At 47.4% G+C, this 25,133-nt stretch carries 21 protein-coding genes; 15 read left to right on the top strand and 6 right to left on the bottom strand.

The features are described from left to right. Positions 1 to 240 precede the first annotated feature (240 nt). The 4 genes from QUB63_RS33190 to hppD all read left to right on the top strand — a co-directional run bounded on the left by QUB63_RS33190 (position 241) and on the right by hppD (position 5,350). Positions 241 to 1,512, top strand: a complete 1,272-nt coding sequence (locus QUB63_RS33190) for an APC family permease (protein ID WP_332949643.1) — start codon at positions 241 to 243, stop codon at positions 1,510 to 1,512. A gap of 41 nt (positions 1,513 to 1,553) precedes the next feature. Then, positions 1,554 to 2,963, top strand: a complete 1,410-nt coding sequence (locus QUB63_RS33195) for an NYN domain-containing protein (RefSeq protein WP_332949644.1) — start codon at positions 1,554 to 1,556, stop codon at positions 2,961 to 2,963. 210 nt (positions 2,964 to 3,173) lie between these two features. Next, positions 3,174 to 3,881, top strand: coding sequence for an SDR family oxidoreductase (locus tag QUB63_RS33200; protein WP_332949645.1), 708 nt, complete (start codon positions 3,174 to 3,176; stop codon positions 3,879 to 3,881). A 407-nt stretch (positions 3,882 to 4,288) separates the two neighbouring features. Next, entirely contained in the window at positions 4,289 to 5,350 is a 1,062-nt protein-coding gene (gene hppD / locus QUB63_RS33205; protein ID WP_332949646.1) for a 4-hydroxyphenylpyruvate dioxygenase, read from the top strand. Between the two features lie 20 nt (positions 5,351 to 5,370). On the opposite strand, the gene QUB63_RS33210 is transcribed toward hppD, so the two are convergent. Further along, positions 5,371 to 5,904 carry a GNAT family N-acetyltransferase gene (locus QUB63_RS33210; protein WP_332949647.1) on the bottom strand — a complete coding sequence of 178 codons (534 nt, stop codon included), beginning with the start codon at positions 5,902 to 5,904 and terminating at the stop codon, positions 5,371 to 5,373. Next, positions 5,885 to 8,014, bottom strand: a complete 2,130-nt coding sequence (locus tag QUB63_RS33215; protein ID WP_332949648.1) for a diguanylate cyclase domain-containing protein — start codon at positions 8,012 to 8,014, stop codon at positions 5,885 to 5,887. The genes QUB63_RS33210 and QUB63_RS33215 overlap by 20 nt, the downstream gene beginning before the upstream one ends. A gap of 497 nt (positions 8,015 to 8,511) precedes the next feature. On the opposite strand from QUB63_RS33215, the gene QUB63_RS33220 reads away from it, so the two are divergent. Further along, on the top strand, positions 8,512 to 9,195 hold the full coding sequence (locus QUB63_RS33220; RefSeq protein WP_332949649.1) for an HAD family hydrolase: 684 nt from the start codon (positions 8,512 to 8,514) through the stop codon (positions 9,193 to 9,195). Between the two features lie 217 nt (positions 9,196 to 9,412). On the opposite strand, the gene QUB63_RS33225 is transcribed toward QUB63_RS33220, so the two are convergent. Both QUB63_RS33225 and pgeF read right to left on the bottom strand, forming a co-directional pair. Continuing rightward, a complete protein-coding gene (locus QUB63_RS33225) occupies positions 9,413 to 10,024 on the bottom strand; it encodes a CPP1-like family protein (protein WP_332949650.1) in 612 nt (203 codons plus the stop codon). Between the two features lie 245 nt (positions 10,025 to 10,269). Continuing rightward, on the bottom strand, positions 10,270 to 11,148 hold the full coding sequence (gene pgeF / locus QUB63_RS33230) for a peptidoglycan editing factor PgeF (protein ID WP_332949651.1): 879 nt from the start codon (positions 11,146 to 11,148) through the stop codon (positions 10,270 to 10,272). 57 nt (positions 11,149 to 11,205) lie between these two features. Here pgeF and QUB63_RS33235 point away from each other — a divergent pair, with 57 nt between their 5' ends. The 4 genes from QUB63_RS33235 to QUB63_RS33250 all read left to right on the top strand — a co-directional run bounded on the left by QUB63_RS33235 (position 11,206) and on the right by QUB63_RS33250 (position 17,230). Continuing rightward, positions 11,206 to 11,553, top strand: a complete 348-nt coding sequence (locus QUB63_RS33235; RefSeq protein WP_332949652.1) for a hypothetical protein — start codon at positions 11,206 to 11,208, stop codon at positions 11,551 to 11,553. Positions 11,554 to 11,776: 223 nt separating this feature from the next. Continuing rightward, a complete protein-coding gene (locus tag QUB63_RS33240; protein WP_332949653.1) occupies positions 11,777 to 13,594 on the top strand; it encodes a M23 family metallopeptidase in 1,818 nt (605 codons plus the stop codon). A gap of 363 nt (positions 13,595 to 13,957) precedes the next feature. Continuing rightward, complete coding sequence (locus tag QUB63_RS33245) at positions 13,958 to 16,309, top strand: hypothetical protein (RefSeq protein ID WP_332949654.1); 2,352 nt, start codon at positions 13,958 to 13,960, stop codon at positions 16,307 to 16,309. A gap of 15 nt (positions 16,310 to 16,324) precedes the next feature. Further along, positions 16,325 to 17,230, top strand: a complete 906-nt coding sequence (locus QUB63_RS33250; RefSeq protein ID WP_332949655.1) for a glycosyltransferase — start codon at positions 16,325 to 16,327, stop codon at positions 17,228 to 17,230. A gap of 168 nt (positions 17,231 to 17,398) precedes the next feature. On the opposite strand, the gene ribE is transcribed toward QUB63_RS33250, so the two are convergent. After that, entirely contained in the window at positions 17,399 to 18,112 is a 714-nt protein-coding gene (gene ribE / locus QUB63_RS33255) for a riboflavin synthase (RefSeq protein WP_332949656.1), read from the bottom strand. Between the two features lie 250 nt (positions 18,113 to 18,362). Between ribE and QUB63_RS33260 the strand changes: the two genes are divergently transcribed. From QUB63_RS33260 to QUB63_RS33280, 5 genes are all read left to right on the top strand, one after another. Then, positions 18,363 to 18,872 carry a bifunctional nuclease family protein gene (locus tag QUB63_RS33260; RefSeq protein ID WP_332949657.1) on the top strand — a complete coding sequence of 170 codons (510 nt, stop codon included), beginning with the start codon at positions 18,363 to 18,365 and terminating at the stop codon, positions 18,870 to 18,872. A 5-nt stretch (positions 18,873 to 18,877) separates the two neighbouring features. After that, a complete protein-coding gene (locus tag QUB63_RS33265; protein ID WP_332949658.1) occupies positions 18,878 to 20,005 on the top strand; it encodes an aldo/keto reductase in 1,128 nt (375 codons plus the stop codon). A 139-nt stretch (positions 20,006 to 20,144) separates the two neighbouring features. Then, positions 20,145 to 21,419: an RNA-guided endonuclease InsQ/TnpB family protein gene (locus QUB63_RS33270; RefSeq protein WP_332949659.1), complete on the top strand. Its 1,275-nt coding sequence runs from the start codon at positions 20,145 to 20,147 to the stop codon at positions 21,417 to 21,419. Between the two features lie 386 nt (positions 21,420 to 21,805). Further along, a complete protein-coding gene (locus tag QUB63_RS33275; RefSeq protein ID WP_332949660.1) occupies positions 21,806 to 22,336 on the top strand; it encodes a hypothetical protein in 531 nt (176 codons plus the stop codon). A 93-nt stretch (positions 22,337 to 22,429) separates the two neighbouring features. After that, positions 22,430 to 22,744 carry a hypothetical protein gene (locus tag QUB63_RS33280; protein ID WP_332949661.1) on the top strand — a complete coding sequence of 105 codons (315 nt, stop codon included), beginning with the start codon at positions 22,430 to 22,432 and terminating at the stop codon, positions 22,742 to 22,744. An 83-nt stretch (positions 22,745 to 22,827) separates the two neighbouring features. Here QUB63_RS33280 and QUB63_RS33285 read toward each other — a convergent pair whose 3' ends face one another. Next, entirely contained in the window at positions 22,828 to 23,937 is a 1,110-nt protein-coding gene (locus tag QUB63_RS33285) for an extracellular solute-binding protein (protein ID WP_332949662.1), read from the bottom strand. Positions 23,938 to 24,723: 786 nt separating this feature from the next. Here QUB63_RS33285 and QUB63_RS33290 point away from each other — a divergent pair. Beyond that, on the top strand, positions 24,724 to 25,122 hold the full coding sequence (locus tag QUB63_RS33290) for a hypothetical protein (protein ID WP_332949663.1): 399 nt from the start codon (positions 24,724 to 24,726) through the stop codon (positions 25,120 to 25,122). The last annotated feature ends 11 nt before the right edge of the window (positions 25,123 to 25,133 follow it).

Raw genomic sequence — 25,133 nt, forward strand, 5'->3', positions numbered from 1 at the left:
GTTCGCAGTGAGGACTGAAGTCCTATAAAATAGGTTCGCGCAGTGAGGACTGAAGTCCTATAAAATAGGTTCGCAGTGAGGACTGAAGTCCTATAAAATAGGTTCGCAGTGAGGACTGAAGTCCTTTCTCGGTTGACTTTAAGTCAATCAGGACTAAAGTCCTTACTACGAACCTTATAGGACTGAAGTCCTTACTACGAACCTTATAGGACTAAAGTCCTTACTACGAACTATTTTTATATGTCTCCCCCACTTTTAAAGCGAGAATTAGGTGTTTTCGGTGCAACTCTCATGGGCCTGGGCTCGATTGTGGGCACGGGAGTATTTGTGAGTATTGGAATTGCTGCGGAAATTGCGGGGCCGGGGGTGATTTGGGCTGTGGCTGTTGCTGCTTTGGTTGCTGTTTGCAATGGCCTTAACAGCGCTCAATTGGCGGCGAATCATCCTGTTAGCGGCGGTACTTATGAATATGGATACAAATATCTCAATCCTTGGCTGGGTTTTACGGCCGGCTGGATGTTTCTTGTAGCTAAAACGGCTTCTGCTGCTACTGCTGCTTTGGGTTTTGCGGGGTATTTTTTAAGTGCACTTGGTGTAGCCGATCGCACTTACCTAATCCTAACAGCATTAATCGCCCTCGCGACCTTGACTTTAATTGTGTTGACGGGAATCAGGCGATCGAATATCGCCAATACTGCCACAGTCTCGGTTACACTCTTATCTCTGACTGTGTTTATTGCTGCGGGTTTGCCAGAGGTCAGGTGGGAAATATCCAGTTTACAGAATGATAGCTCGATCGGCTCCATCCTCCACGCCACCGCCCTGATGTTTGTCGCCTACACCGGTTACGGCCGCATCGCCACCATGAGCGAGGAAGTGCGGGAACCGAGCAAAACCATTCCCAAAGCCATAATTTTCACTTTGGTGCTGACAATGCTGCTTTACGTGGCGGTAGCAACTGTTGTCGCGGGCGCGGGGAACATGGATAAATTGTCCTTGCAAACAAGTGGCGCGGCTGCACCCTTGGAAGTCATCGCCCGCAGTTTCCCAATTCCCGGAGTTTCCCAACTGCTAGCCGTCGGCGCCATTACTGCCATGCTAGGAGTCTTGCTGAACTTAATTTTAGGCTTGTCGCGCGTCTGGCTGGCGATGGGGCGGCGGTTGGATATGCCGAGAGTCTTGGCGCGGCTGAATCCTGCGGGGACAACGCCTTATGTGGCTGTGGTGGTTGTGGAAGTTGCGATCGCACTTTTAATCCTCATCGGCGATGTCAAAACTACTTGGTCGTTTAGTGCTTTTAGCGTTTTGATCTACTACGCTATCACCAACGGAGCCGCCCTGCAACTTTCCCCCGCCGAAAGGCTTTACCCGCAGTGGTTGGCTTGGGTGGGCTTGGCTTCGTGTTTGTTTCTGGCTTTCTGGGTGGAGACGCAAATTTGGCTGACAGGGCTGGCGTTAATTGCCGTCGGTTTAATTTGGCGGGCGATCGTCCGGCTGCTAGCGAGAAAGTAACATTATGATAGATTGAGACACCATCCGCATTGTAGAGGGCCATGCCCGATCGAACTCCCTTACCGGCGACTCAAGAATCAGTCGCCTTCAGCGCCATCAGTCGCTATATCGCTCAAACACTAATTTCCATTCAGGAACAACATCCCGAATGGATAGCTGAAAAATACAGGAAAACCCCCTGGGCAAAACCTGATTTTCAGTCAATTTTGATGGGAAAATTGACAAAAAGTTTCAGAGTAGCCAGCGATACAGATTCCCTGCTGCGGACTGCCCAAAAATACCTCGAAATTCTGCTGGTTCCCGAATTCGTTAATTCGCCTCAATTCAGCAAATTATTTGCCAAAATTCAGCAGCTAGCCGCACCCCAAACAGCACCAGCCCCATCACAAAACTCTGTTTCCCCAAAACCTCCAACTCCCACCGCCAATCAACCAAATTCGCGAACTGTCGGCATTGCAATCTTGCTGCTAGATGTCGAAAACTTGCAACTCAACATCGAAACCGAAAAATTCCTAGAAGGAATCTCCCACTATCCCATCCAAATCAAAGTCGCCTTTGCCAACTGGCGCAGCATGGGCAAAAAAGACGGCGAATTTCACCAGCGCGGCTATCAACTGATTCACGTCCCCCCCGGCAAAGACAGCGCCGACTTAAAAATGGCGACAGTCGGCGCCTCGATTTTCGTACATTATCCCACAGCCAAGGAGATTTTTGTCTGTTCGTCCGATCGCGCCCTCACCCACCTCAGCAACACACTGCAAGCCCACGGATTAACCGTCTTTCAAGTCCGCAAACAAATAGATAAAATCATAGTTTTAAACAGCAAAACCGGACAAGTGGAAACCCATTCCCTCGTAACAGTACCGGAAATTACACCCGTAGAACAATTAGTTATTCAGCTCAAAGAATTAATCAAAAAAGAGCAACAGCGCACCTCAGCTCAGTGGATAAAACTTTCTACCATTTCAGCTTTATTTAGGGAAAATTACGGTGCCGTCCTCAATCAAGTTCTTGCCACTCATTTGCTAGGCACTAAAACCCGGGATATCTTTCTCAAATATCCCACCGAGTTTGTCGTCCACAAACCCTCAGAAACTTCTCAAACTTATGTCACTCTCTTTGAAGTCAAATTGTCGCCCCCACCGCCAATACTTAGCAAAGAAAATTTAAACAATCACCAGGCAGCACCTGCGAAATTGACAGATATTAATTCTCTGGAAGACTTGGAAAGAGCTCTAGTCAAAATAGTTAGCGACTTAACCGACAACTCTCCTCACAATTCTGTATTCCTCTCCAATGTAGGCAGCGAATTTCACAGACAATACGGCAAACAAATTACCCAAATAATTAAGGAATTTAATCTCGGTAGAAAGTTTCCTAAATTTTTGCAATCCTGCACTTCTCTCCAGCTAAAAAAAGCCGAAAAAGGCTGGCAAGTTTCTCTAAAATAATTATTGGCATGGGGAATTGGGAATTGGTAATTGGGAATTGGTAATTGGTAATTGGTAATTGGTAATTGGCCCGCGCAGGGCATTGGTGATTGGTAATTGATTATTTGTTCCCTGGGCGGGCCAATTCCCTGGGCGGGCCAATTCCTTGTTTGGCCAATTCCCATAACTTGAGTTATCATACAATCGGGACGTAAAGAAATGTAAAGGGATATGCAGGACAAAGTTGTGGTTGTGGTGGGTGCGACTGGCGGCATCGGTTCAGCGGTGGCCCGCAAACTCGCCGATGCGGGTGCGACGCTAGTGCTCGCCGCCAGAGACAGCAGTAAATTAGACGCTTTCGCAAGCGAACTTGCGACAACAGAGGTACTGTGCGTGCCGACAGATATCACCGATTTGCAGCAAGTCGAGACACTGATGCAAAAAGCTGCGGGGCATTTCGGGCAAATTGATGCCCTCGTAAACGCCGCCGGTGCGGGAATTCTCAAGCAGTGGAACAAGTTAGAACCCGCTGATTTAGATGCGATGCTTGACTTGAACTTAAAAGGCAGTTTTTACACATCTCAAGCCGCCGCGAATGTGATGAAAGAGCGCAAATCCGGCCACATTTGCAATGTCATCGGGATTTTGGGCAAGCATTCGATGGCGATGGGAACGGCTTATTGCGCTTCAAAGTTTGGGGTAGTTGGTTTCAGCAAGTGCATGGCAGATGAGCTGCGGCGCTACGGCATTAAATTTACGCTATTCTATTTTGGCGGGGTGGATTCTCCGTTTTGGGATAATGTGAGTTTGAAGGTAGACCGCTCAAAAATGCTGAGTACCGAAACTGCTGCAAATGCGATTATGTTTGCTCTTTCGTCTGACCCGCAAGCTGTGCCGATGGAAATTAATATTCAGCCGGAAAGTCATTTGTTCTTTTAGCAATTCAGGAGTAATTTGAAGGCATTCTGAAGAAGGCAGCGGAAGCTGAAGGCAAAAAAAATCATGACATCTTTAGGTTTGAAAAATTGCGCCGCAACTCTATATGTAGGGTGCCGCTTGCCGCGCACCTTACCCCTACTAAGTAGCGCCTCAACCATTTTTTACGTCCAGGACTGCTGGCGAATGCCTCGCGGCCAAACCCAAGTTATCCCAGACACCGGGTTTCTTTTAATTGCGGGCGTATTTCTGCCTTCAGAGGGAGCTAGGATATTCAATGTTTAGGTTATTATTAATCGGGCGCACAAAAAACACATGAAAAATATCCATTCCTCAGTCCCTCCCTTGCAGTTTTGCACTGAAAATCTGTCGCTTTTCCCTTTTTCACTTTCCATTTTCAATTATTGATTATGGAGTTCGATCGCATTCACTTTTACGTTGAAAATGCTAAAGTATCCCGCGACTGGTTTGTCAGCCACTTAGGCTTTCAATCAATAGCCGGTTATTCCAACAGCCACACTCGCACTGAAGCTGTCAGCAGCGGCAATGTATGTTTTGTTTTATCTTCGCCCCTGACACCCGCTAGTCCCGCTGCTAGTTGGTTGAAGTTTCATCCTCCCGGGATTGCCGATGTGGGTTTTCGGGTAAAAAATATCGAATTAGCGGTAGCTAGAGCGGCTGCTGCAGGCGCTAAAATCCTCGAACCGATTCAAGAAGACCTAACAGCAGCAGGCTGTTTTAAGCGGGCAAAAATCGCGGGATGGGGAGATTTAAGCCACACGCTCGTTGAGCGAAGCGGCGAGAAGTTAGTGCTACCGGCTGCTCCTAAGCTGCCACTGTTTACCCAGATAGATCATGTAGTTTTAAATGTTGAATCTGGCGATTTGTCAAGTGCTGTTAGTTGGTATCAAAAAATATTAGGTTTTGCCCCGCAGCAAAATTTTGACATTCAAACCGAGAAGTCGGCTTTGCGCAGCCAAGTTATGGTTCATGCTGAAGGTGGGGTGCAATTCCCGATTAATGAACCGGCATCGGCTAATTCTCAAATTCAAGAGTTTTTGAGTGCAAATCGAGGGCCGGGAATTCAGCACATGGCTTTGCAAACTGATAATATTGTGGGGGTTGTTGCCGATTTGCGATCGCGCGGTTTGCCTTTTTTGCCGGTGCCTCCCACATATTACTCCCAATTGCAGCGGCGGCAAAACTATGTGCCGGCAGATTGGCAAGCAATTGCAGCTTCGGAAGTTTTGGCAGATTGGCAAGAAGATACTCCCGCTGCGATGCTGCTGCAAATCTTTACCCAGCCAATTTTTGCAGAACCGACTTTCTTTTTCGAGATTATTGAGCGCCGAGTTACTTTAGTTAAGGGCAAACAGGTGCAAGCGGGAGGTTTTGGGGCTGGGAATTTTCGGGCTTTGTTTGAGGCAATTGAACGGGAACAAATGAAGCGGGGAAGTTTGAGCGATGATTGATAAAACTTCCTATTTTTAGGTCATGCAGGCGTGTTTGTCAGCACTGTGATATCCGTCCACCCGTAAGCAATTTCTGTGAGTATAACTCCTGCTCTGCTTGTCTGCTGCTCCTCCACTTTTTTACCTCCTAAAAATTCATAAAACTGGCAGGCTGAATTGTCTCCGAGTACCCAAACCAGCATCGAATTCAATCCTAATTCAGCCAATTTTGTGGCAATCGCTCGCACGAGTTGCCGTCCAATTCCTTGACGCTGATATTCCTCCAAAATATAGAGGGCAAATAATTCTCCTCGATAAACATATTTGCCTGTGCGCTCGCAACCGCCCGCAGCAAAACCCACAATTTGTCCCGAGTCATTCTCAGCAACGCAGACATAATCCCCAGTATTTTTGACGTTTGACAGGATTTCTTGCCAATTGCTTTCTCGTTTTTCATAGGACAGCTTGGCGAGGTAATCTGCGGGTACGATGTTTCGGTAAGCTGTCCGCCAAGTATCTACATTAACCTGTGCAATTGCAGGTGCATCAGCGATTTTAGCTTCTCTCACAATCATCAGAAAATACTCCTTTCGGGCCCTCAAATTCTATTTTAGAGTCTAGGCAAACTATGCGATCGCGCCCTTCTAGTTTAGCTCGATACAGCGCTCGATCGGCCTCTCCAATTAATCCCTCAATCGATAAACCAGCAGCAGCCACAGCAGTAGCGGCGCCCATACTCAGAGTTATAAACTTACTTACCTTGGAAGCAGCGTGACAAATTGCCGCAGCTTTCAAATCGCTGCGAATAGATTCAGCTACCCGCATTGCTCCTTTCATATCAGTCTGCGACAAAATTAGCGCAAATTCTTCGCCACCGTAGCGGGCGGCTAAATCTCCCGCGCGCCTCGCGTTGCGAGCTAAAATCTGGGCCACTTGTTTTAAACATTCGTCACCTCCTTGATGCCCGTAACGATCGTTGTAAAGTTTGAAAAAATCGATATCGCACAAAATTAAAGACAGCGGCTCTTTTTCTCGCTCCATCCGCTTCCATTCTAACTTCAATGTTTGGTCAAAACAGCGGCGGTTGGGAATTTGAGTCAATCCGTCCACCGAAGCGAGTCGCTGCAATTCCCTGTTAGCAGCTTCTAATTCTAATTTGGCTTGTTCTAATGCTAAATTTTGCTGAGCCAATTTTTCACTTTGCTGTTTTTCCTGTTCGTATAACATTCTGATCGAAGCTTCAGCTTCTTGCAATTCTTGCTCCGCATATTTGCGCTTGACAAACTGCCCTAATTGAGAACCGACAGCAGCCATCATTTGCAGCAAATCTTCATCCGGCGGCAGTTCTTCCCGGGAAAAAAAAGTCATTACTCCCGCAATTTGACCGCTAGCGTGAATGGGGAAACCGAATCCCGATCGCAGTCCGGCTTCCTCGGCCAAGCGCGATCGCAGGAAATTGCGATCGCCCACAATATCAGTAATCCACTGCCCAGAACCGCTGCGCCAAACAGCTCCCGGCAAACCCGCACCCGGAGCAAAAATAATCTGCTGGTCGTTTTCGGCAAACTCGCTAACTTCCCTGACTACCGGCCAAACTCCCACCCGCCGCAAGGGCGGAGTTTCCTCGATCGGACAGCAGAGCGGCAGGCACAAAAGCGACTGGTTTTCGCATTGTTTTTGGGCACCAAATCTCGTTTCTTTCTCCCCTGAAGCCGCCGTCCAAAGTTCGCCAATATCCCACCCAAAACTTTCGCAAATAGCTTGGATAATTTTCGGAGTTGCCATTTCTAGAGAACTTGATTCTGACAGGATGTGAGTCACAGCATACTGTGCTTTTTGACGATTTTTTGTGCGCTGTTGCTCGGTAATGTCTCGGCCGATATAAACAAAATCTTGTATGGTATCGCTGTCTGCATACTTGCTTTCTATGCTGGTCTCGAAAGTAGAGCAGGAAAACGCGAGAATCAGCTTTAAACCTATTTTCGTTTGGCAAACTACTTTTACTTGATGCCAAGATTCGCTTTTAAGTGCCGGAGGTAGCTGGCTGACTTGGCGCAACAATTCCTCGTCAGCCGTAATCATGGATATGGGTTTGCCGATTAATTCCGATTCGGTATATCCAAATAATTGCTGTGCAGCTAGATTCACTTTTTTAATTTTTCCCGATGTTGCTGTTACTAACAAAACATCGCCTAGCGAGTTAATAATTTTGTCTATATAATGGCTAGCCGCAGCTAAGTTATCGACTTTAATACTGTTTTCGTTGGCTGCCTGAACCATGCTTTGCTGAGCTGCAATCCTATCTGTCACATCTTCGCATAAAATAATCAATTTCTCTCCATTTGCTGCTTCTGTAAAACCAAAAATGTACAAGTTTAGATACAAATAAGACCCGTCTTTGAGAACTCGGGTAAGGGATTTTAACTGAAAGTCCTGCTCTCGTTCTTCTATAATATCTTCAAGGATTCCTTCAATTCCGATCAGTTCGGGAAAACTATCGCGCACATCTTTTCCTTTGCCTACTTCCTCGGGAATGTCGGCAAAATCTTGCACGTTCAAAGATATTTCTTGAATCTTAAGTTTCCGATCGACTACGAGGTATTCAAGCCTGCGTAATGATAACAGCTTATAAAGAAGAATATTAATACTTCTCTGGCTGCTCTCTAAACATAATGTTGGAAGCATCTCGTTATTGTAGAGCATCACACTCAATGGTTAGCAGATAAAGTTAGTTGTTGTTTCGCTGCTATTTCTCATGGGAATTTTGATACTGGGGGAGGCCAGCAACTGTTACCGCTGGCTAATTTATCGACACAATAAATTTTTCTGCAAGCTGTTTTTTTCCCTCTTTAAAAAAGGGCAAAATATTAATAATTTGACCAATTTTTTTTGTGAGCAAGCGCCGTCAAAACCAGCCTCGATTTAGGCTTGGATTTATTAACAATACGTAGCGGTTGACTGTATTTGTGCAGCACATTTTAAATTGTAGATTCCCCGATCTTGGTGACAACCGCTACAGTTGAGGATGGGCACAGTGTAATTCAACTGTTGCCTTTAATTAGCACCATTCCTATAGACCTTACCTCCCCTGGGTAATTGTGTCAAGTTTTGTAAAGAAGCTCTTACCTGGAAGTGATATAATATCAAACAATTTGTAGAAAATCTTAAAAATACTCTGCTCAATGCTGAGACTTATCACCGACTTTGACGGCCCGATCGTGGATGTGTCCGATCGCTATTACCGAGTTTACCAGCAGTGTCTGGCCGAGACTCAGCGTCAGGGCCAAGCAGTCCGCGAGATCCCAAAAACCGAGTTTTGGGACATGAAGCGGACACGGGTTCCCGAAACCGAAATCGGCATCCTCTCAGGATTAGACGCAGCCCAAGCCGTCGAATTTGCCCAGAAACGCCGTCAAACTGTCCACACGCTCCCTTACCTGATTTACGATAAACCGGCTCAGGGCGCTGTGGAAACCTTGGAGAAGGTGCAGCGCGCTGGAGTAGACTTAGCGGTGATGACCATGCGCCGCGTCAGGGAACTAGACGAAGCTTTCAACCGCTGCAATTTAGGGCAATTTTTCCCCGAAAACCGCCGCTATTGCCTCCCCAACGATTACGTCAAAACTGGGGATGTTAAAGATAAGCCCCTGCTGATGGCAAGAGCTCTGGCCGAACTGCCGCCGGCTTCTGACCTTTGGATGGTGGGGGATACCGAGGCGGATATTATAGCAGCAAAAACGCACGGTGTCAAGGTAATTGGTGTTTTGTGCGGAATTCGCGATCGCACCCAACTAGAAATGCACCAACCGGATTTAATTGCCAATAATTTGAGCGAAGCAGTTGAGATTATTTTAGGTAGTCATTAGTCAGTTGTCAGTTGTCAGTTGTCAGTTGTCAGTTGTCAATCATTACTCAACCGTCAACAGTCATTAGTTATTGTTAATTGGTAATTGGTAATTGGTAACAATCAACTAACTACTAACACCTAAGAGCTACGAACCAACCAATAACAATTAACCAATAACAATAATTAACAACTGCCAACTGTCAACTGCCAACTGTCACAGGTCAACTGACAACTGACTATCGCAGAAAACTGCTGACCAGCCACAGAATTAAAAACGTAAACAAAGCGATAAATTTCTCTGTTGTGATAAATGCCGTACTGAGCAAAGGGCCCAAAAGGCCTCCCAGCACCAAGCCTATAACCAAGCCCGCCACAGTCAGCAGCACAGCCCGACCAAATTTTTGTTCCTTGCGATTAACAAAATAAAGACAAGAGCCGACCCCAAGAGCCAGAGTCAACTGTAGTAAAGAATCATTAGCCGCCGGATAAATACTGAGTCCGCCTAACCCCACATAAACTCCAGCCGGCCACAAAATGTCCGATCGGCTAGGAGTATCGATCAGGCGCTGCAACCAAGCAGGGCCCCCCGACGGAGGAGACGGAGCAAAGCTGGCGGGTGCGGGAGTCAGCCGCTCGGGAAAGCGGATGCGTTCGGGCACTTTAATTTTACCTTCCTGTCGCTGCCGCAGGCGATCCATGAGGATCGCGTCGTAAGCAACTTCGATCGATTCCAAACGTTTCTTGTCGCCGCTGTACTGCTCGGCTAGACGGGTGCGGGCCTCTTGCACTTCATCAAAGGAAGCATCTTCATCGACTTCAAGCAGTTGATAGGGAGTTGGCTCACTCATGGTAATAACCCGCTGAAGACTCTCGTTATAGGGCAATCTTAACAAGAGAGGAAAGCGGGGCGGGGCTTGTCTGCCGCTTTCCCAAAAGTTTTGCTGCTAGTTTTTAGTGCTTTAATACAGGAACCAGCAAACCTTGCGAAGGTAAAAGGTAGAAGGCCGAAGGCATTCGGAAATAAAAAATCATGAATCCAAAGATGTTTATTTTTACCTTTGCCGTCTAAATTTTTACCTGGTGCCGAATGCCTTCAGCAGGAACTTGTCCCGCAGGCGCTTACAATTCCCGACCACTGGATTTTTTTTAGTCGATCGCGGCGGTAGGAAAAAAAGCGAGCCGAGTCAGAATAAGTACAGAAAGGAGCGATCGCCACTTGAGAAAGATCGATTCCCAACTGTTGCAATTGCAGAGCATTGCAGAGGCGAACATCCAACCGTACTTTTCCCGGTTCTGGATCGGTCAACACAGGCGTTTGGGGTAGTTGGCGTAAAAATTCCAGAATGCCGTCGGCTGTTGCACTAACGGCACTCTTAGGAGCAATCGCGGCTCCCAATTGGGCTGCCACTTCCACAGATACCTGGTAAACCTCTCCAGCGATCGCCGGCCCCATAGCAATCTTCAGATTTTCTAATTGACTGCCTTGCGCCACAAGTTGAGCGATCGCCTCTGGTAATATCTTAGCAGCAGTCCCGCGCCAACCCGCGTGAACTGCCGCGACGAGTCCCGTACCGCTGTCAGCAATCAGCACCGGCACGCAGTCAGCCGAGCAAACCCAAAGCGCCTCCAAATCCCGCGAGGCTACCAAACCATCCGCCTCCGCATAGGTTGGGGCAGCGGTGGACGGGCCTGCAGCCACAACCGGGGACAACTGACTGGTGTTGAGTACCGCATTGCCGTGTATCTGTTGGAGACGGTAAACCCCAGAGCCGGGGGCGAGAACTTCCGTCAGCTCGATCGGGCCGCGCGGCGAGAAATCGCGAGTAAAAAAGCCGTGAGACCACCGGTCGAGCAAGCTGCAAGTCAGATATGGCAATCCTTCGGAGTTCTGCCACTGCCAACTGATACCCTCAGGTTGTCCGGCGCCTACAGAGTCGGGCAAATTTGTCAAGCGATCGCCAGCTACAGTCATGAAACTTATCCTTCCCCAAGCGCATCATTTAGCTTGTATTCTAAACAATCAAAAATTTTGTCAACTAAGTTTAAATGGACGATCGGTTTTAATCAAAAAATCAGGATGAAGGAGGCGGTTAACTCCGGCAGACGGCGCCGAAATTTTGGAGAACCGAGAGAGGGGGAGATGGGCCCGCTCGGCAGCGCTCGGAGGGTAAAAAGATGGGGAGATGGGGAGATGGGGAGATGGGGAGATGGGAGCTTAATTAACAGACACGAACGCCAAAGCGCTATTATCAGTGTGGCCGTCACAGGCGGAGCCGGCCAGTGCAATCGGGATCGAAAAAACCAGGGTATCGATCGCGAATCGACGCAGCAGCATTCGAGCTGGTTCGACGCAAAAAAATTGCCTCAAGCCCGGTAAAATCAGTTAAGTCTGTATTAAAGATCAGGATTGCCATACATTCGATCCAGACCCCGCCAAAAAACAGATACTTGCTTTCCGACGGATGTCGCGAGTAGCCCAAAAATTTAGATCGAAGTTCAATCTCCCAGATTCAAAGCTGCGAGCAAATCTAAAATCTAAAATCTAAAATCTAAAATCGACTAATCTCCTTGCGCCCCCTGTTGAGTTGGGAAAAAAAATCGTGAAACCAGTTCCAGACAAGCAAATAACAGCCCCTTTGAACACCAAACAGCAAAAAAATCACCCCACAGGCGCCCGGACTCGATCGCGCCTTTTGTCCGATCGCTCACTGCTGGTGGGACTGGGTTGCCTTGCCAGTCTGGGACTGCTGAGCAAAGGCATAGTTTGGGCCCAAACCGAAACTCCGCCAGCAGCAGAACAAGCCGTCCCCGGCGCCGCAGACCTCCAGCCACTATTTGAAGCTCCTATGGCGCCCCCGGAACCCGCAGTCAGCGAAGTGCAGCCAGAACCAGATCCTGCACCCCAGGCAGAAGTTGCGCCGCCCGAGCCAGATTACGTCACCGAACAACCTCCGGCCCAATATTATCTGCCCGAGCCCGCGCTGATTCCCCTGCCAGAAGCAACGGCCCAGGAGCCACCTTTTGAAGCGCCAGTTAACCCAGCCCACGCTGCCAGCGACCAAACAGACTACAGCGTTGGCGCTACCAGCGAGTACGAAGCGCCGACAACAATCGAGTTTGCAGAGCGATCGACCGGCTGCGAAGATTCCCTATCATCAGGGCAAGGAGTTGGCGGTTTGTGCGCACCTCCTGCTGTTTCCGAGCCGGTGACGGCAGAAGCAGCCCCTCCCAGCTACAGCCCGGAAACTCCGATCGCAGAAGAACCCAACTACAGGCCGGAAACTCCGATCGCAGGCAACTCCTATATTGCACCCCCACCACCTCGCAATTTGCCCGGGAACATTCCGGGCAATGTTCCCGGGAGCATTCCGCGCAATGTTCGGGGAACAGTCGCCGGAAATAATAGCGGGAATCCTGTCAGTCAAGTCGGTCAAGCCGTTCAACAAATAGGCAACCAGCTTTGGGGTTCGGGAAACCCGCCGGAATCTGCTTACACGCCCCCGGGATACTCGGCAGACGCCGGATACTCAGCAGACGCCGGCTACTCGGCAGACGCCGGCTACTCGGCAGACGCCGGATACTCGGCAGACGCTGGATACTCCGTTAACGCTGCATCCTACGCCAGCGGCCCTCCCGAACCCAGCATGGGACTCGGGCCGGTGCAAGTCGGTGCGATTAGTGTCAGCAGCGGCAGCAATACAGGTTTTGCATACTACAATCTCACGCCGCGTCCCCCAGGCTTGCCCGGAAATGGCAACACCAGCCTGCTGTTTCCGCTATCTATAGCTGCGGAAATTACCTCGCCCTTTGGGTGGCGGACTCATCCGGTTATGGGCTACGGCAGGTTTCACACCGGAACTGACTTGGGGGCCCCGATGGGAACGCCCGTACTGGCCGCCTATGCGGGTCAAGTCGCGATCGCCGATTGGTTGGGCGGCTACGGTTTGACGGTGGTTCTCAACCACAACAAACAGTCTCAAGAAACTCTCTACGGACACCTTTCGGAACTGTTTGTCAAACCCGGAGAGTTTGTGAAACAGGGAGATACGATCGGGCGCGTCGGCAGTACGGGAATGTCTACAGGGCCTCACCTCCACTTCGAGATCCGGCAAATGACTGACCAGGGTTGGGTGGCGATCGACCCAGGCGCTCAGCTAGAATTCGCTGTAGCAAGAATGATCGGCACTTTGGAAACTGCCAAAATACCCCAAATGCCGAAAATCGTCGAAACACAAAGCGCTAGGGGACTCAAGGATTTGGAAAACGATTTGCCCCAGCTTCCACCTCTGCCGTTGGGAATGGACATCGAAGTTCACAACCTCCAGCCGCCATTCCCAGAGCTGCTAAAACCTGACATTTCTAAGATCAAAGCTCCCGAAGCTGTCAAACCCAAAACTCAGAAGCAAGCTAGCAGATAGGTTTTTTATAAGGCAATACGCTTGAGTTAACACTGTTTCTTGCCCGGAGATCCCCCTCGCATACCCCCTACTCCCCCGAACCAAGGGGAGTAGGGGTTGACTGTCGATCGAGTTCTTGTCCCCCCGGGAGGGGGGTTAGGGGGGATCGGACTCGGGCCCAAGCGTATTGTTTTATAAGGACTAAAGTCCTCGCTACAAACAATCAAATAGGTTTGATCGTGCGGACTTTAGTCCTCTCCCGATAGCGCTCCGCCGTAGCGCGTCAAAGCACTTTTTGCGTAAGTCCCGATCCGATGGATTTATCGTTATCAGGCTCTTCCTGGTAACAAGGAAAAGCCCATAATAATTGGTAACTTGTAGCTTATGCTAATAGCGCAGCATTTGTGGGAATTAATTTTATTTCTGATTATTGTAGTCGGCCCGATTCCCCTAAACTTGTCCCTGGCATTCGAGAATCTGAAGGAAAACAGTAACTATTCATTTCCCCATTTTCTCCTCGTACTTTTGACCGGATGGAGTATTGCACAAGTTTGTACCGGCTTGATTTTAGGAAGTGTCGATCGCCTAAATCTTTCTGCGGTCATTATAGCAGAAATTCTGATTTGTGCGATCGGCTTAATCGTGATTTATGCCAAAAACAACAGAGCTTTTACCTTCTCGCAGTGGCAGATTCCCCAACTCAAGCAACCTCTGGGCCAATCCGAATATCTAATTATTGGTGCCGCCGCTTTTGCAGGATTTGTGATGTGGGAAACTATAGCAACCAAACCCACAACCAATTATGACTCATTGTGGTTTCACCTGCCTGCGATCGCCCGATGGTATCAAACCCATTCATTTACATTATTAGATGCCGCCGGAAATTGGATTTTCGATCACGAGCAAGCACGAGTATATCCCTACAATTGGCACGTTTTGTCTGCTTTGTGTTTGCTCCCCTTCCGAGAAGATTTTCTCACAGCTTTTCCCCTGCTAATTGCCTGGATACTTGAGGGAATAGCAGTCTATCTATTGAGCGTAAAATTTGGAGCAAGCCGCATTCACGGCATGGCAGCAGCATCTTTAGTATTAACAGTACCGATGATGCTCAACCAAGTTAACACCATTCACCCCGACTTACCGCTAGCTGCCATATTTACAGTCGGTTTGTATCTAGGTTTATCCTATCACAGCAGCCGATCGCAATCCGATCTCTCCCTATTTTTGGCAACCGCAGGAATGCTAGCCGGAATTAAAATCACCGGAATAGTCTATGCAGCCTCACTTTTAGGAGGATTAGCAATATTAGAAATTAAAAGATTCGCGGTTAATAAAAAATCTACACCAGCTCATTTTAGAATTCGCCACTTTATCAAACCCGTCTTGCTGTGCGGCATACTTTGTTGCTTGCTTTTAGGAGGTTTTTGGTATGCGAGAAACTTGCTGCACATCAATTATCCTGTCGGTGATGCCCGCGATATTAACATTCCCTTACAGCCTGTTCCCTTACCCTCTCCCGTACCTGCACCAAAACCTCCAGTACCGTCGCCAAAACCGACAATAAAGTCATCGCCAACACCTCCGGTACAGCAGCCCACACCTACCATACCTGCGGCGCCAGCTTCGCCACTTTCCAAGATGTGGCAAAGCACCTTAGCAGCTCAATTTAATCCCAGCAATATTTCCCACTGGCAAACTCTCGGCTTGCAAATCATCATTAGATTGCAACTGCCATTTCTGGCGATCGCACTTCAGGTATTAGCAGCACCTCTGGCCTTGCTCCAAGGTAAAACCAGAACAATCAATCAAAATAATATCATCTTAATTGTAGTTCTACTCAGCACCGGAATTCTGTATCTCATTACACCTTACACCTCCGGTACTGCCGGAGAGTCGATCGGTCAACTCAGCCCTTTACTCGGTTTCAATCTCAGATACGGATTTCCCTTTTTAAGCTTGCTGGGCATCGCAGCCGCAGCTACAGCAACTCGGCTCAAAACTCGCAATCAAGTTATTGTGGCAGTTGTTTTAGTTGGCAGTATTTCCGGCATTATTAGCAACACAATTTTCGACCTCATTAAAAATGCTTCTTTTACAGGAAACAGTATTGTTTGGGGGAGTTTGTTGATTGACAGGTTTAAATCTAATCTCGCGTCAGCCATCAATGTTGTGATGAAAATATTAGCTCCCAGTTTGCGAGATTTAGGAATATACCCGTTACTTTATATGGGATTGCTGCTGCTTGCTGGGATTATATTTAAGCGCAATCCCAGTTTAATTGGCTTGAAAAATCTACTCGCCAGCCTGAAAAAATCGAGTTACATAATGATAATTTGTGTCTGCATAGCATTGATGGTAAGTGCTAGTTGGGTGGCGAGGGAAAAGCGAGATGTTGCTCGCGCCCAACTATATCGCGGCATTTACGAGTATATTGATAAAAATACAGTACCCGATGAAAGAATCGGCTTCTTTTTAAGTTCCCGCAGCTACCTGTTTTACGGGAGAAATTTGGACAGACAAGTTTTATACGTGCCTTTTAGAGCCGATCGACTTCCGGCATGGATTGACAACCTCCACAAAAATAATATTAGGACTGTGGGATTCGGGCCCCTGACTGAGACAGACGAATACACAAGACAAGCTTTATCTTGGCTGACAAGTCCCCAGGGCCCGCTGCAACCAGTTTTCGGCAAAGATTTTAATACCGAGTCGGTGCTGTATCGCTTAAAAATATAAAATATATGAGTTATCATGAACGCAGCTAAAACTCTATTTTCAATTATTGTTCCGACTTACAATCGCCCCGAGAAATTAGCGGCCTGTCTTCAGTCTTTTGTTGAACAGGAATATCCGCGCGATAAGTTTCAAGTGATTGTCGTCAACGACAGCACCGAAATATCTGTAGAAAGTACAATTTCCCTTTTTCTTCATCAGCTAAATCTGGCACTTTTGACACAACCCAACTCTGGCCCGGCAACGGCGCGAAATACTGGAGCTTTTGCAGCCGAGGGCAAATTTTTAGTGTTTACAGACGATGACTGTACTGTGGCGGCAGATTGGCTGCAAAATCTGGAAAAGCGATTTGTGGAAACACCAGACTGCTTAATCGGAGGTCGAACTGTCAACGCGCTGCCGGATAACATCTATTCTACTGCGAGCCAGCAACTGATCGATTACCTTTACAGTTATTACAATGCTATTGGCGATCGCGCGCAATTTTTCACTTCTAACAATTTTGCCCTTCCCGCTGAGGCTTTCCAAAAAATCGGCGGGTTTGACACGAGTTTTTCGCTAGCGGCTGGAGAAGACCGGGAATTTTGCTTTCGCTGGCTCAATTTGGGAGGGCGCGCGGTCTACGCTCCCGAAGTTACAGTCTATCACTCCCACGCACTAACTCTGGGCCAATTTTGGCAGCAGCAATTCAATTACGGCAGAGGTGCTTTTTTGTTTCAGGAAATTATCTCGAAACAGGGGGTTAAGGGGAAACTGCAACCTCGGTCATTTTATCTGAATTTGCTAACTTATCCATTTTCCCAGGGATCGGGTATTCAAAGGCTATTAATTGCAGGATTGTTTTTAGTTTCTCAGGCGGGAATTGCGGCGGGATTGTTTTGGGAAAAAAACATTTTTGTTGAGAAATTTCACGAAGTTCCTTAAAATAACCGTTATCAGGTTCGCAGCATGGGACTTTAGTCCTCTCAAAAGAGAGGACCCAAGTCCGAACGATCAAACCAATTTAGGGAAAAAAGGGGACTGAAGTCCGATTCTGCGAAACAATTTAGGGAAAAGAGAGGACTGAAGTCCTTACTACTAACCAATTTATGATTACATAAATCCGTGTTCGGCTAAGAATTCGGGTGTAATTGTTCCCAAACTGTTGATGGCGGGGGTTTCTTCCCATGGTTCGGGATGCGCTTCCCGGCCGCTGCGGAGAAATTTTGCTACGTATTTGCCGAGTATATCTGCTTCTAAATTAACTAAACTTCCTGGCTGCAAATAGCTGAGGTTTGTCTCGGAAAAACTGTGCGGAATTACGGCTACTTCAAACCAATTTCCGTCTGCATCGCAATCTGCCACAGTGAGGCTGATGCCGTTGACGGCGATGCTGCCTTTGGAAACGATGTATGGCGCGATTTGACGCTGCCATCCCGAATTGGCTGCTGGTGGGGCTGTAAACCGCATCTCCCAGGCGTTGGCGGTTTGGGTTGATGCGGCTAAAGCGCCGATCGCATCTACGTGTCCCGTCACGAAATGTCCGCCCAATTTGCTACCGGCGCGCAGGGAGGTTTCTAGGTTCGCCCAAGCATCGGGGAATGCTCCTAAAGTAGTGCGGCGCAAGGTTTCCGGGGAAGCGATGGCGACAAAACCTTGGGGCAGAACTTCCACCACTGTCAAACAAACTCCATCGACTGCTACGCTGTCGCCAATGGCTAAATCTTGTAAAATTTGATAGGAGTTGCTTGAGGTGCAGGAAATTTGGAAGTAATCGTTGCCTAGCGACTTCAGCTTTCCGAGAGATTGAATCAGTCCTGTGAACATAGTTATTTTTTCGTAGTCGATCGCTTATTTAAATCAAACCAGAGACACAAACAAACCAAACACATCAGCTTTTGCCGTCCCCATCTCCCCCCCTCCTTGAATCGAAAATCCCAAATCCGAAAATCTCAAATCGACTGACGGCGATCGGTTGCAGATTCAGGCGAAGATCGAGTCATACTGGATTTAGGTCATCTATTATGTCCCAGTTCTCTACCGCCTTGCAGTGTCTTAATTCTATGAGGCCGATCGAATGATTGAAATGAAAGTCGCTGGAATTGCCTTAGATGCAGCCACGCGCAGCCCTATTGTCCTATTGAGAGACGCTACTGAGCGACGCGCTTTGCCTATTTATATCGGTCAGGAGCAGGCAAAGGCTATTATTAGCGCTCTAGAAGGCCACAAGCCTCCTCGACCTTTAACTCACGATCTGATGGTCACTTTCTTAGAGGCCTGGAGTATTACCTTGGAGCGCATAGTGATTCACTCGCTGCAAGATAACACGTTCTATGCTGTCCTGATCGTCCGTCAGGGTGAAGTGAAAAAAGAGATCGATGCCCGACCCAGCGACGCGATCGCCCTAGCACTGCGCACGAATACCCCCATCTGGGTGATGGAAGAAGTCGTCGCCGATGCTTCCATACCGGTCGATCGAGATGCTGATGAGGCCGAACGCCGGGCCTTTCGCGAATTTATCTCAAACCTCCGTCCAGAGGATTTGATTAAGAGAAGCGGCTTGGGCCAGGGCGAAACTTCGTCGTAACATTTATGCGCTATCGACGGTTTGGCAAAACGGAGTTGTACCTGTCCGTATTTTCCTTGGGAACCATGCGCTATTTGGCTTCTGAGGAAACTGCCGGCCAGACTGTACGGCAGGCGGTGTCTCAGGGAATCAATCACCTGGAAACGGCGGCGGGTTACGGTTGCAGCGAGGAATATCTCGGTGCGGCCCTAGCTGGGTTGCCTGTCGGTCGATCGCGCTTCCACGTCACTACGAAAATCCCCCCAACGGATGATGCTGCTGCAACGGAACGCTGCATCGACTCATCTCTCAAGCGCCTGAATTTAGACTATATCGATTGTCTGGCAATTCACGGTTTGAATACTTGGGAACATTTGGCTTGGGTGCGATCGCCCACAGGCTGCATGGAAACTGTACAAAAAGCCCTCGCTGACGGTCGCATTCGCCACGTCGGTTTTTCGACTCACGGGCCTCTGGATCTGATTTTGGCTGCTATAAATACAGATTTATTTGAATTTGTCAATCTGCATTATTACTATTTTTTTCAGCGCAACGCCCCGGCAATTGAACTCGCCAAAGACAAAGATATGGGCGTTTTTATCATTTCCCCGGCAGACAAAGGAGGGCAACTCTACACGCCCCCGGAAACTCTGGCACAATTGTGCTCGCCTTTCTCGCCTTTAGAGTTGAACTATCGGTTTTTACTGAGCGATGCCAGGATTGGGACTCTGAGTGTGGGGGCTGCAAATCCGACAGAATTAGAGCAACCTCTGAAATATGCCGATCGCGACTTTCCCCTCACCAACGCCGAAATCGCTGCGTTTGTGAGGCTAGAATCGGTGATTGCCGATCGTTTGAAAACCGACAAATGCAGCCAGTGCTATGCCTGTTTGCCTTGCCCGGAAAACATCAACATTCCCGAAGTATTGCGGCTGCGAAATCTCGCCGTCGGGTGCGACATGACTGACTTTGGCAAATACCGCTATGCGATGTTTGAAAATGCCGGACATTGGTTTCCCGGCAGCAAAGGCAACCGCTGCACCGATTGCGGCGAATGTTTGCCCAGGTGTCCCGAAGAGTTAGACATCCCAGCTTTGCTCAAAGATACTCACCAGCGACTGGGCGGCAAAGCCCGCAGGCGGTTGTGGGATTGAAAAAAATGTGAAGCAGTTAAAAAATAAGTATTATAAAACTTCATTAAGATTGTAAGCAGTAGTAAGCAATGGTAGTATGATATAGTCAGGACGGTGAACTGAGAGAATTATTGCGCTCGTCAAAAAAGGGAGAGTCTGAATGCAACTAGCAGAGAGACACATCATTAAATCCACAGAACATCGTTTCGCCCCGATCGATCAATTAGCCTTTCAATCCAAAAATCTTTACAACGCCGCTAACTACGTTATTCGCCAAAACTTCGTATACGGATGGGGATATCTCAATTACAACAAAATGGATCAGTTGATGAAATCTCATCAAACATATAAGGCGTTACCAGCGAAAGTAAGTCAACAAATATTGATGAAATTGGACAAGAATTGGCAATCTTTTTTTGAAGCAGTCAAAGCTTACAAAAATGAGCCGAGGAAATTTACTGGCCGCCCGAAGTTACCGAAGTACAAAGATAAAGTAAAGGGTCGGAATATTCTCGTCTATACGATTCAGGCGATTAGTAGCAAGCAACTCAAGAAAGGAATTATCCAGCTTTCAGGGACTAATATTTTAATTAAAACCCAGGTAAAACCAGAGAAACTTTGTCAAGTTAGATTGGTTCCCAAATGCGATTCCTATGTAATTGAGGTAATTTATGATGAACCGGAGTCCACCATCAATGAAAACCAAAAAGAATTAGTAGCTAGTATAGATTTAGGATTGAATAATTTAATGGCGCTAACTTCAAATCAGCCGGGGTTTGTCCCTTTACTGATTAACGGGCGACCACTGAAATCAATTAATCAATTCTACAACAAGCGTAAAGCACATCTACAATCTCGATTGAAAGGGAGTCGCAAAACATCCTGTAGAATTCAGCGCCTAACTCGTTGTCGCAACCAGAAAATCGATAATTACTTGCACTGCTCTAGTCGTTCCATCATCAATATTTTAAGCTCCCGAAAGATTGGGACTCTGGTAATTGGTAAAAATGTACAATGGAAAAACGAGATGAATTTGGGGAAACAAACTAATCAGAACTTTGTAACAGTTCCTCATGCTCGATTGATTGAGATGTTGGAATATAAAGCTGCATTGGTGGGAATAAGAGTGATGGTACAGGAAGAATCATATACTTCTCAATCCAGTTTCCTAAATTTAGACCCGATTCCTGTTTACGGGAAGAATGGCGTCTTTGATGTCAAGTTTAGTGGCAAACGAATTAAAAGAGGATTATACAAAACATCGGAGGGTCGATTAATCAATGCCGATGTTAATGGGTCTTACAATATCTTGAGAAAAGCAATCCCAAATGCCTTGTGCGATGGGATAGAGAGCTGCGTAGTTCAGCCTAGGCGGGTTAATCCGCTCGAAGTGAAAGCGAAAGGGGAGGGACTCAACGCCTCCCGTGTCATGTAATAAATGACTATACTTTTACAAGCTATCAACCGCGAGTTGCTCAAAAGTTGATTTTGGATGCAGAATATTTAGTTTTCCGAGTGAGGGACACGGGCACCGGCATGACAAAAGAGCAGCAAGAAGAGTCGGCGGTTGAAACCGCTACTATACAAACAATGTCCGCCGGACGCCGACTCAAGAATAATAAAATTAACTGGTTCCTTTAGCTAAGCGCGAAAGGAACCTAAATCTAGAGGAAGAGCCTCGCTTGGAAACATGGAGGCTCTTCCTCCGGATCTGCGTTACTAGGCAAAGCGCCTAGTAACGAGTAAACCGCCCACTCTTCTTCTTTGAAGCGTTCCAATATAGAGGTTTTGTGTAAGTCCCGATCGCAAATCTAAAATAATATGATGAATTACCACAAATTGCGCCACGAAAATCAAGTTTCCCGCCGCAAACACGGCATTTTGGCAAAAAGTTTATTTTTGTTCCTAATTGCCAGTTTTACGTGCGTAGAAGCATTGCTGTGGGGACAATCTGCGGGGTTTTCCCAGCAGCCGGTTTGCCCGACTGGCAACGCTGCGAATTTCCCGGCGCCGCCGCTTTCGCAAACCGAAAAGAGCACGCCGAGTCTGTGGTTGGCTCAAAAACAGTTTGGCGGCAAGTTGCTCGATCGCTGGTTTGTCGATCGCAGCAACACTTGGGTAATCATCATCGTCAACCGCCAACTGTGGAGTTTGCTCGATTATATGGAACGCTATCAGTTTGTCAACCGCTTCGGCGCGGTTTCTAGCGAGTACGGTTACAACCTGCAAGTTTGCAACCGTCAAGGCACGGCTTTGGCGGTTTATTCGTGCAAGGGCGATCGGCAAAGCTGTAAAATAGGCTTAGAATCTCTGTCAAATCCCGGTCTTCGAGGCAAACTCAAAGGCTTTTAGTAGGGTGCGCCAGCAGCGAGTAATTTGATGAATAATGGATAAATCAAGAGCTGACGCACCGTGCATTTTAGCTAACAAAATAACAGACCAAAAATGGCACTTCCTAAAAAAGCTTCACGTAGTATCACCATAAACGGGGAAAAATATCGTTGGCTTATTTCACGCGACGATTGCGGCATTGGTTTGTACGTAGAGTTATATGAGAATCCTGCTCAGAAATTGACGACAGGTTTTTCTGATGATTATCAAGCTATTACGCCTGTGCTGGTACGTGAGGTAATTCTCCATGCCTTAGCACAAGGATACACGCCTCACAAAAAAGGTCAGGATTTTTGTTTACCTGAAAATTCACCCTTAGTAGTAGTTGAGAATCTAAGAGCTGACGCACCATACAGGTACAACTGGTGACTGACGAACCCTACGGTTAAAGGTGCGTCAGTTTTGATGATTTTCTCGGCGCTTGTGGGCTGGTGACTGACGCACCCTACATTTTAGCTTTGCACTACTTGCCGAATTTCTTGCCAGATCGATCGATATTGCTGAATCCCCGCATCCCCGAAAGGCAGCAGAAAGTCGCTAGCAGCAAGAATCTTAGCATCCGGCAACAACAAAGGATTAGCGCGAACATCGGCCGGCAAATCCTCCGGTTTCATACCGACAATTATCGGCGAACTAGCCTTAGCCAGCAAAGATAATTGAGGCGCAATCTGAGGCTGCAAGCAAAAATTAATCCATTTTTCCCCTAACGCAATTGGCTTTCCCGAGGCCGGTTGCACCCACAAATCCGTCCAAATTGCAGTTCCAGAAGCGGGAATTACTACAGCAATATCGTTTTGAGTTTGCAGCAGCGGCAGCAAGTCGCCAGAAGAACCTACGGCCAACCAAGTATCGCCTAAAATCAACGGTTGCAGGTAAGCGTCTGAACTGTAAAGTTTAGCTTGTCGGTGCAGGTTTGCGAGTTCTTTTTTGAGGTTTGGAACTTTATCTAATTGCTGGGTATTGTAAGATTTTCCCAGTTTTTTTAATGTTAAACCGATAACTTCTCTAGCGCTATCCGGCAGAGAAATTCGATCGCGCAATTCGGCTTTCCACAAGTCACTCCAATCTGTCGGAGTCCACCCCAAAGCCTTAAATTTGTCAATGCGATAGGCAATTACCGTACTTCCCCAGCGGTAAGGTGCAGCCCAAACTTTACCTTTAGCGTCTAATTGACCGTCAGCGTTGCGTCTGACGAGTTTTTGCCATCTTTCGGGCAATTTCGACCAATTATCAAATTTAGCAGGATCGATCGGCTGAATCAATTTTTGCCGAATTGCCAAAGTCAGCCAATAATCTCCCAACATCACCAAGTCAGCTTGATTTTTGGCTTCGGGTGTCCGTTTCCACTGCTGCAAAAGGGCAAATAATTCTTTTAATTGTGCTTCTTGCGTTACCTGCAAAAGCCCAGACGGCTTTGAATCGCGGCTAAATTTGCTTACCAGTTGCGCCGGAATACCGTTTTTGAGCGATCGAATTTTGAGAGTGGGTTTCGAGTCGCACCCTGCCGCCAATTGACTTAAAGTTAGGGTGGCGGCCCCCAATAGCAAAGACCTTCGTTTCACCTGTGAATCCGCTTTTCTAAATATCGATCGATTTTTTGTGTTCTGCACCCCGGCAAATAATTGTTTGTCGAGTCCGGTAGTTGGCGCCGAATTATCTTATTTCTTTTTCAAACACAAAGCCATTGTACTCGGTTCTGGTGCGCTCTGACTCTGTTTTGCTGATTCTACCTTCTGCGTTGTCGATCGAGCGCTGCAGAACCGACAACCCCCGTCTACTTAACGCCTGATTTTTCTGCGAAAAGTTCCTTTTGTGCCTGTTTCGCCGGTCTTTGCGGGCGATCGACTCTATCTGTGTTACATTTTTTAATATAACGCAACAGCGATCGCGCTGCACTCTGCCATTGGATGACGCTTTTTCCACAACCGAAGTGAAAAATCCCTTTTAAATCCGCGACAGCTTAATAACTCAAAAACCCGGTTTCTGCGTCCAAAACTCTGTAAAATCTCAAATCGAACAATGGAAAATCGACTGCAAAGTCAATATAACAGGACGCTGGGCGCTCCGACTCTCAGAAACTAGGTTTCTTAACTCTTATTCAAGCTTATCAGGAAGTATGATGGTGAAAGAACCCGGTTTCTGCGTCCCGACCAATCTAAAATCTCAAATCTACAATCTAAAATCTAAAATCTAAAATCTAAAATCCTCAAGCTGAGTCCCTAAATCTACCGTCAGGATTGGGAACACAACAATTACCTCAAAAATTAAATAATTTAGTGATAAATCCCAGTTATGTAAAGATTTCCCTTATATGTAAAGATATAAGTTACTATCCAGAGGATGATTGTATGGAAGCGCTCCGCCAGCAAGTTACAGTATTGAGCCAACAAGTCGATGCCTTGTACAAACTAATAGAAAACCTCAATGAAAAGTTATTGGAGTCCGCTAAGGAGGCGAAGCTGGCCCAGCAGCAGAGCGACGACCGCTCTGGAACATTAGGAAATCACAAAACCTCGCCATATCAAAGCTACAGCAGTCACGACGGCATCCTCGAACACAAGGACATACTGTTAGATGACAGCTACTTTGACAAGAATTATCAAAGCCTGGAAAAAGAGCTGAGTTCCGAGATTCAAATCCAACGCCTCACAGCTCAGCTAACAGCCGCTTACAATCGAATTGCTGCCTTGGAAGAACAGTTGCTCGCCAAAAGAATGCACTCGCAACAGGTAGGCGGATCAAATTAAATATTGCTCCT

It is taken from the genome of Microcoleus sp. ARI1-B5 (genome assembly GCF_036705795.1).
Classification (GTDB): Bacteria; Cyanobacteriota; Cyanobacteriia; order Cyanobacteriales; family Microcoleaceae; genus Microcoleus.

Excerpts from the sequence above, each read along its gene's own strand:
- QUB63_RS33190 (WP_332949643.1), top strand. The coding sequence starts at position 241 with ATGTCTCCCCCACTTTTAAAGCGAGAATTAGGTGTTTTCGGTGCAACT.
- QUB63_RS33195 (WP_332949644.1), top strand. The coding sequence starts at position 1,554 with ATGCCCGATCGAACTCCCTTACCGGCGACTCAAGAATCAGTCGCCTTC.
- QUB63_RS33200 (WP_332949645.1), top strand. The coding sequence starts at position 3,174 with ATGCAGGACAAAGTTGTGGTTGTGGTGGGTGCGACTGGCGGCATCGGT.
- hppD (WP_332949646.1), top strand. The coding sequence starts at position 4,289 with ATGGAGTTCGATCGCATTCACTTTTACGTTGAAAATGCTAAAGTATCC.
- QUB63_RS33210 (WP_332949647.1), bottom strand. The coding sequence starts at position 5,904 with ATGATTGTGAGAGAAGCTAAAATCGCTGATGCACCTGCAATTGCACAG.
- QUB63_RS33215 (WP_332949648.1), bottom strand. The coding sequence starts at position 8,014 with ATGCTTCCAACATTATGTTTAGAGAGCAGCCAGAGAAGTATTAATATT.
- QUB63_RS33220 (WP_332949649.1), top strand. The coding sequence starts at position 8,512 with ATGCTGAGACTTATCACCGACTTTGACGGCCCGATCGTGGATGTGTCC.
- QUB63_RS33225 (WP_332949650.1), bottom strand. The coding sequence starts at position 10,024 with ATGAGTGAGCCAACTCCCTATCAACTGCTTGAAGTCGATGAAGATGCT.
- pgeF (WP_332949651.1), bottom strand. The coding sequence starts at position 11,148 with ATGACTGTAGCTGGCGATCGCTTGACAAATTTGCCCGACTCTGTAGGC.
- QUB63_RS33245 (WP_332949654.1), top strand. The coding sequence starts at position 13,958 with ATGCTAATAGCGCAGCATTTGTGGGAATTAATTTTATTTCTGATTATT.
- QUB63_RS33250 (WP_332949655.1), top strand. The coding sequence starts at position 16,325 with ATGAACGCAGCTAAAACTCTATTTTCAATTATTGTTCCGACTTACAAT.
- ribE (WP_332949656.1), bottom strand. The coding sequence starts at position 18,112 with ATGTTCACAGGACTGATTCAATCTCTCGGAAAGCTGAAGTCGCTAGGC.
- QUB63_RS33260 (WP_332949657.1), top strand. The coding sequence starts at position 18,363 with ATGATTGAAATGAAAGTCGCTGGAATTGCCTTAGATGCAGCCACGCGC.
- QUB63_RS33265 (WP_332949658.1), top strand. The coding sequence starts at position 18,878 with ATGCGCTATCGACGGTTTGGCAAAACGGAGTTGTACCTGTCCGTATTT.
- QUB63_RS33270 (WP_332949659.1), top strand. The coding sequence starts at position 20,145 with ATGCAACTAGCAGAGAGACACATCATTAAATCCACAGAACATCGTTTC.
- QUB63_RS33275 (WP_332949660.1), top strand. The coding sequence starts at position 21,806 with ATGATGAATTACCACAAATTGCGCCACGAAAATCAAGTTTCCCGCCGC.
- QUB63_RS33280 (WP_332949661.1), top strand. The coding sequence starts at position 22,430 with ATGGCACTTCCTAAAAAAGCTTCACGTAGTATCACCATAAACGGGGAA.
- QUB63_RS33290 (WP_332949663.1), top strand. The coding sequence starts at position 24,724 with ATGGAAGCGCTCCGCCAGCAAGTTACAGTATTGAGCCAACAAGTCGAT.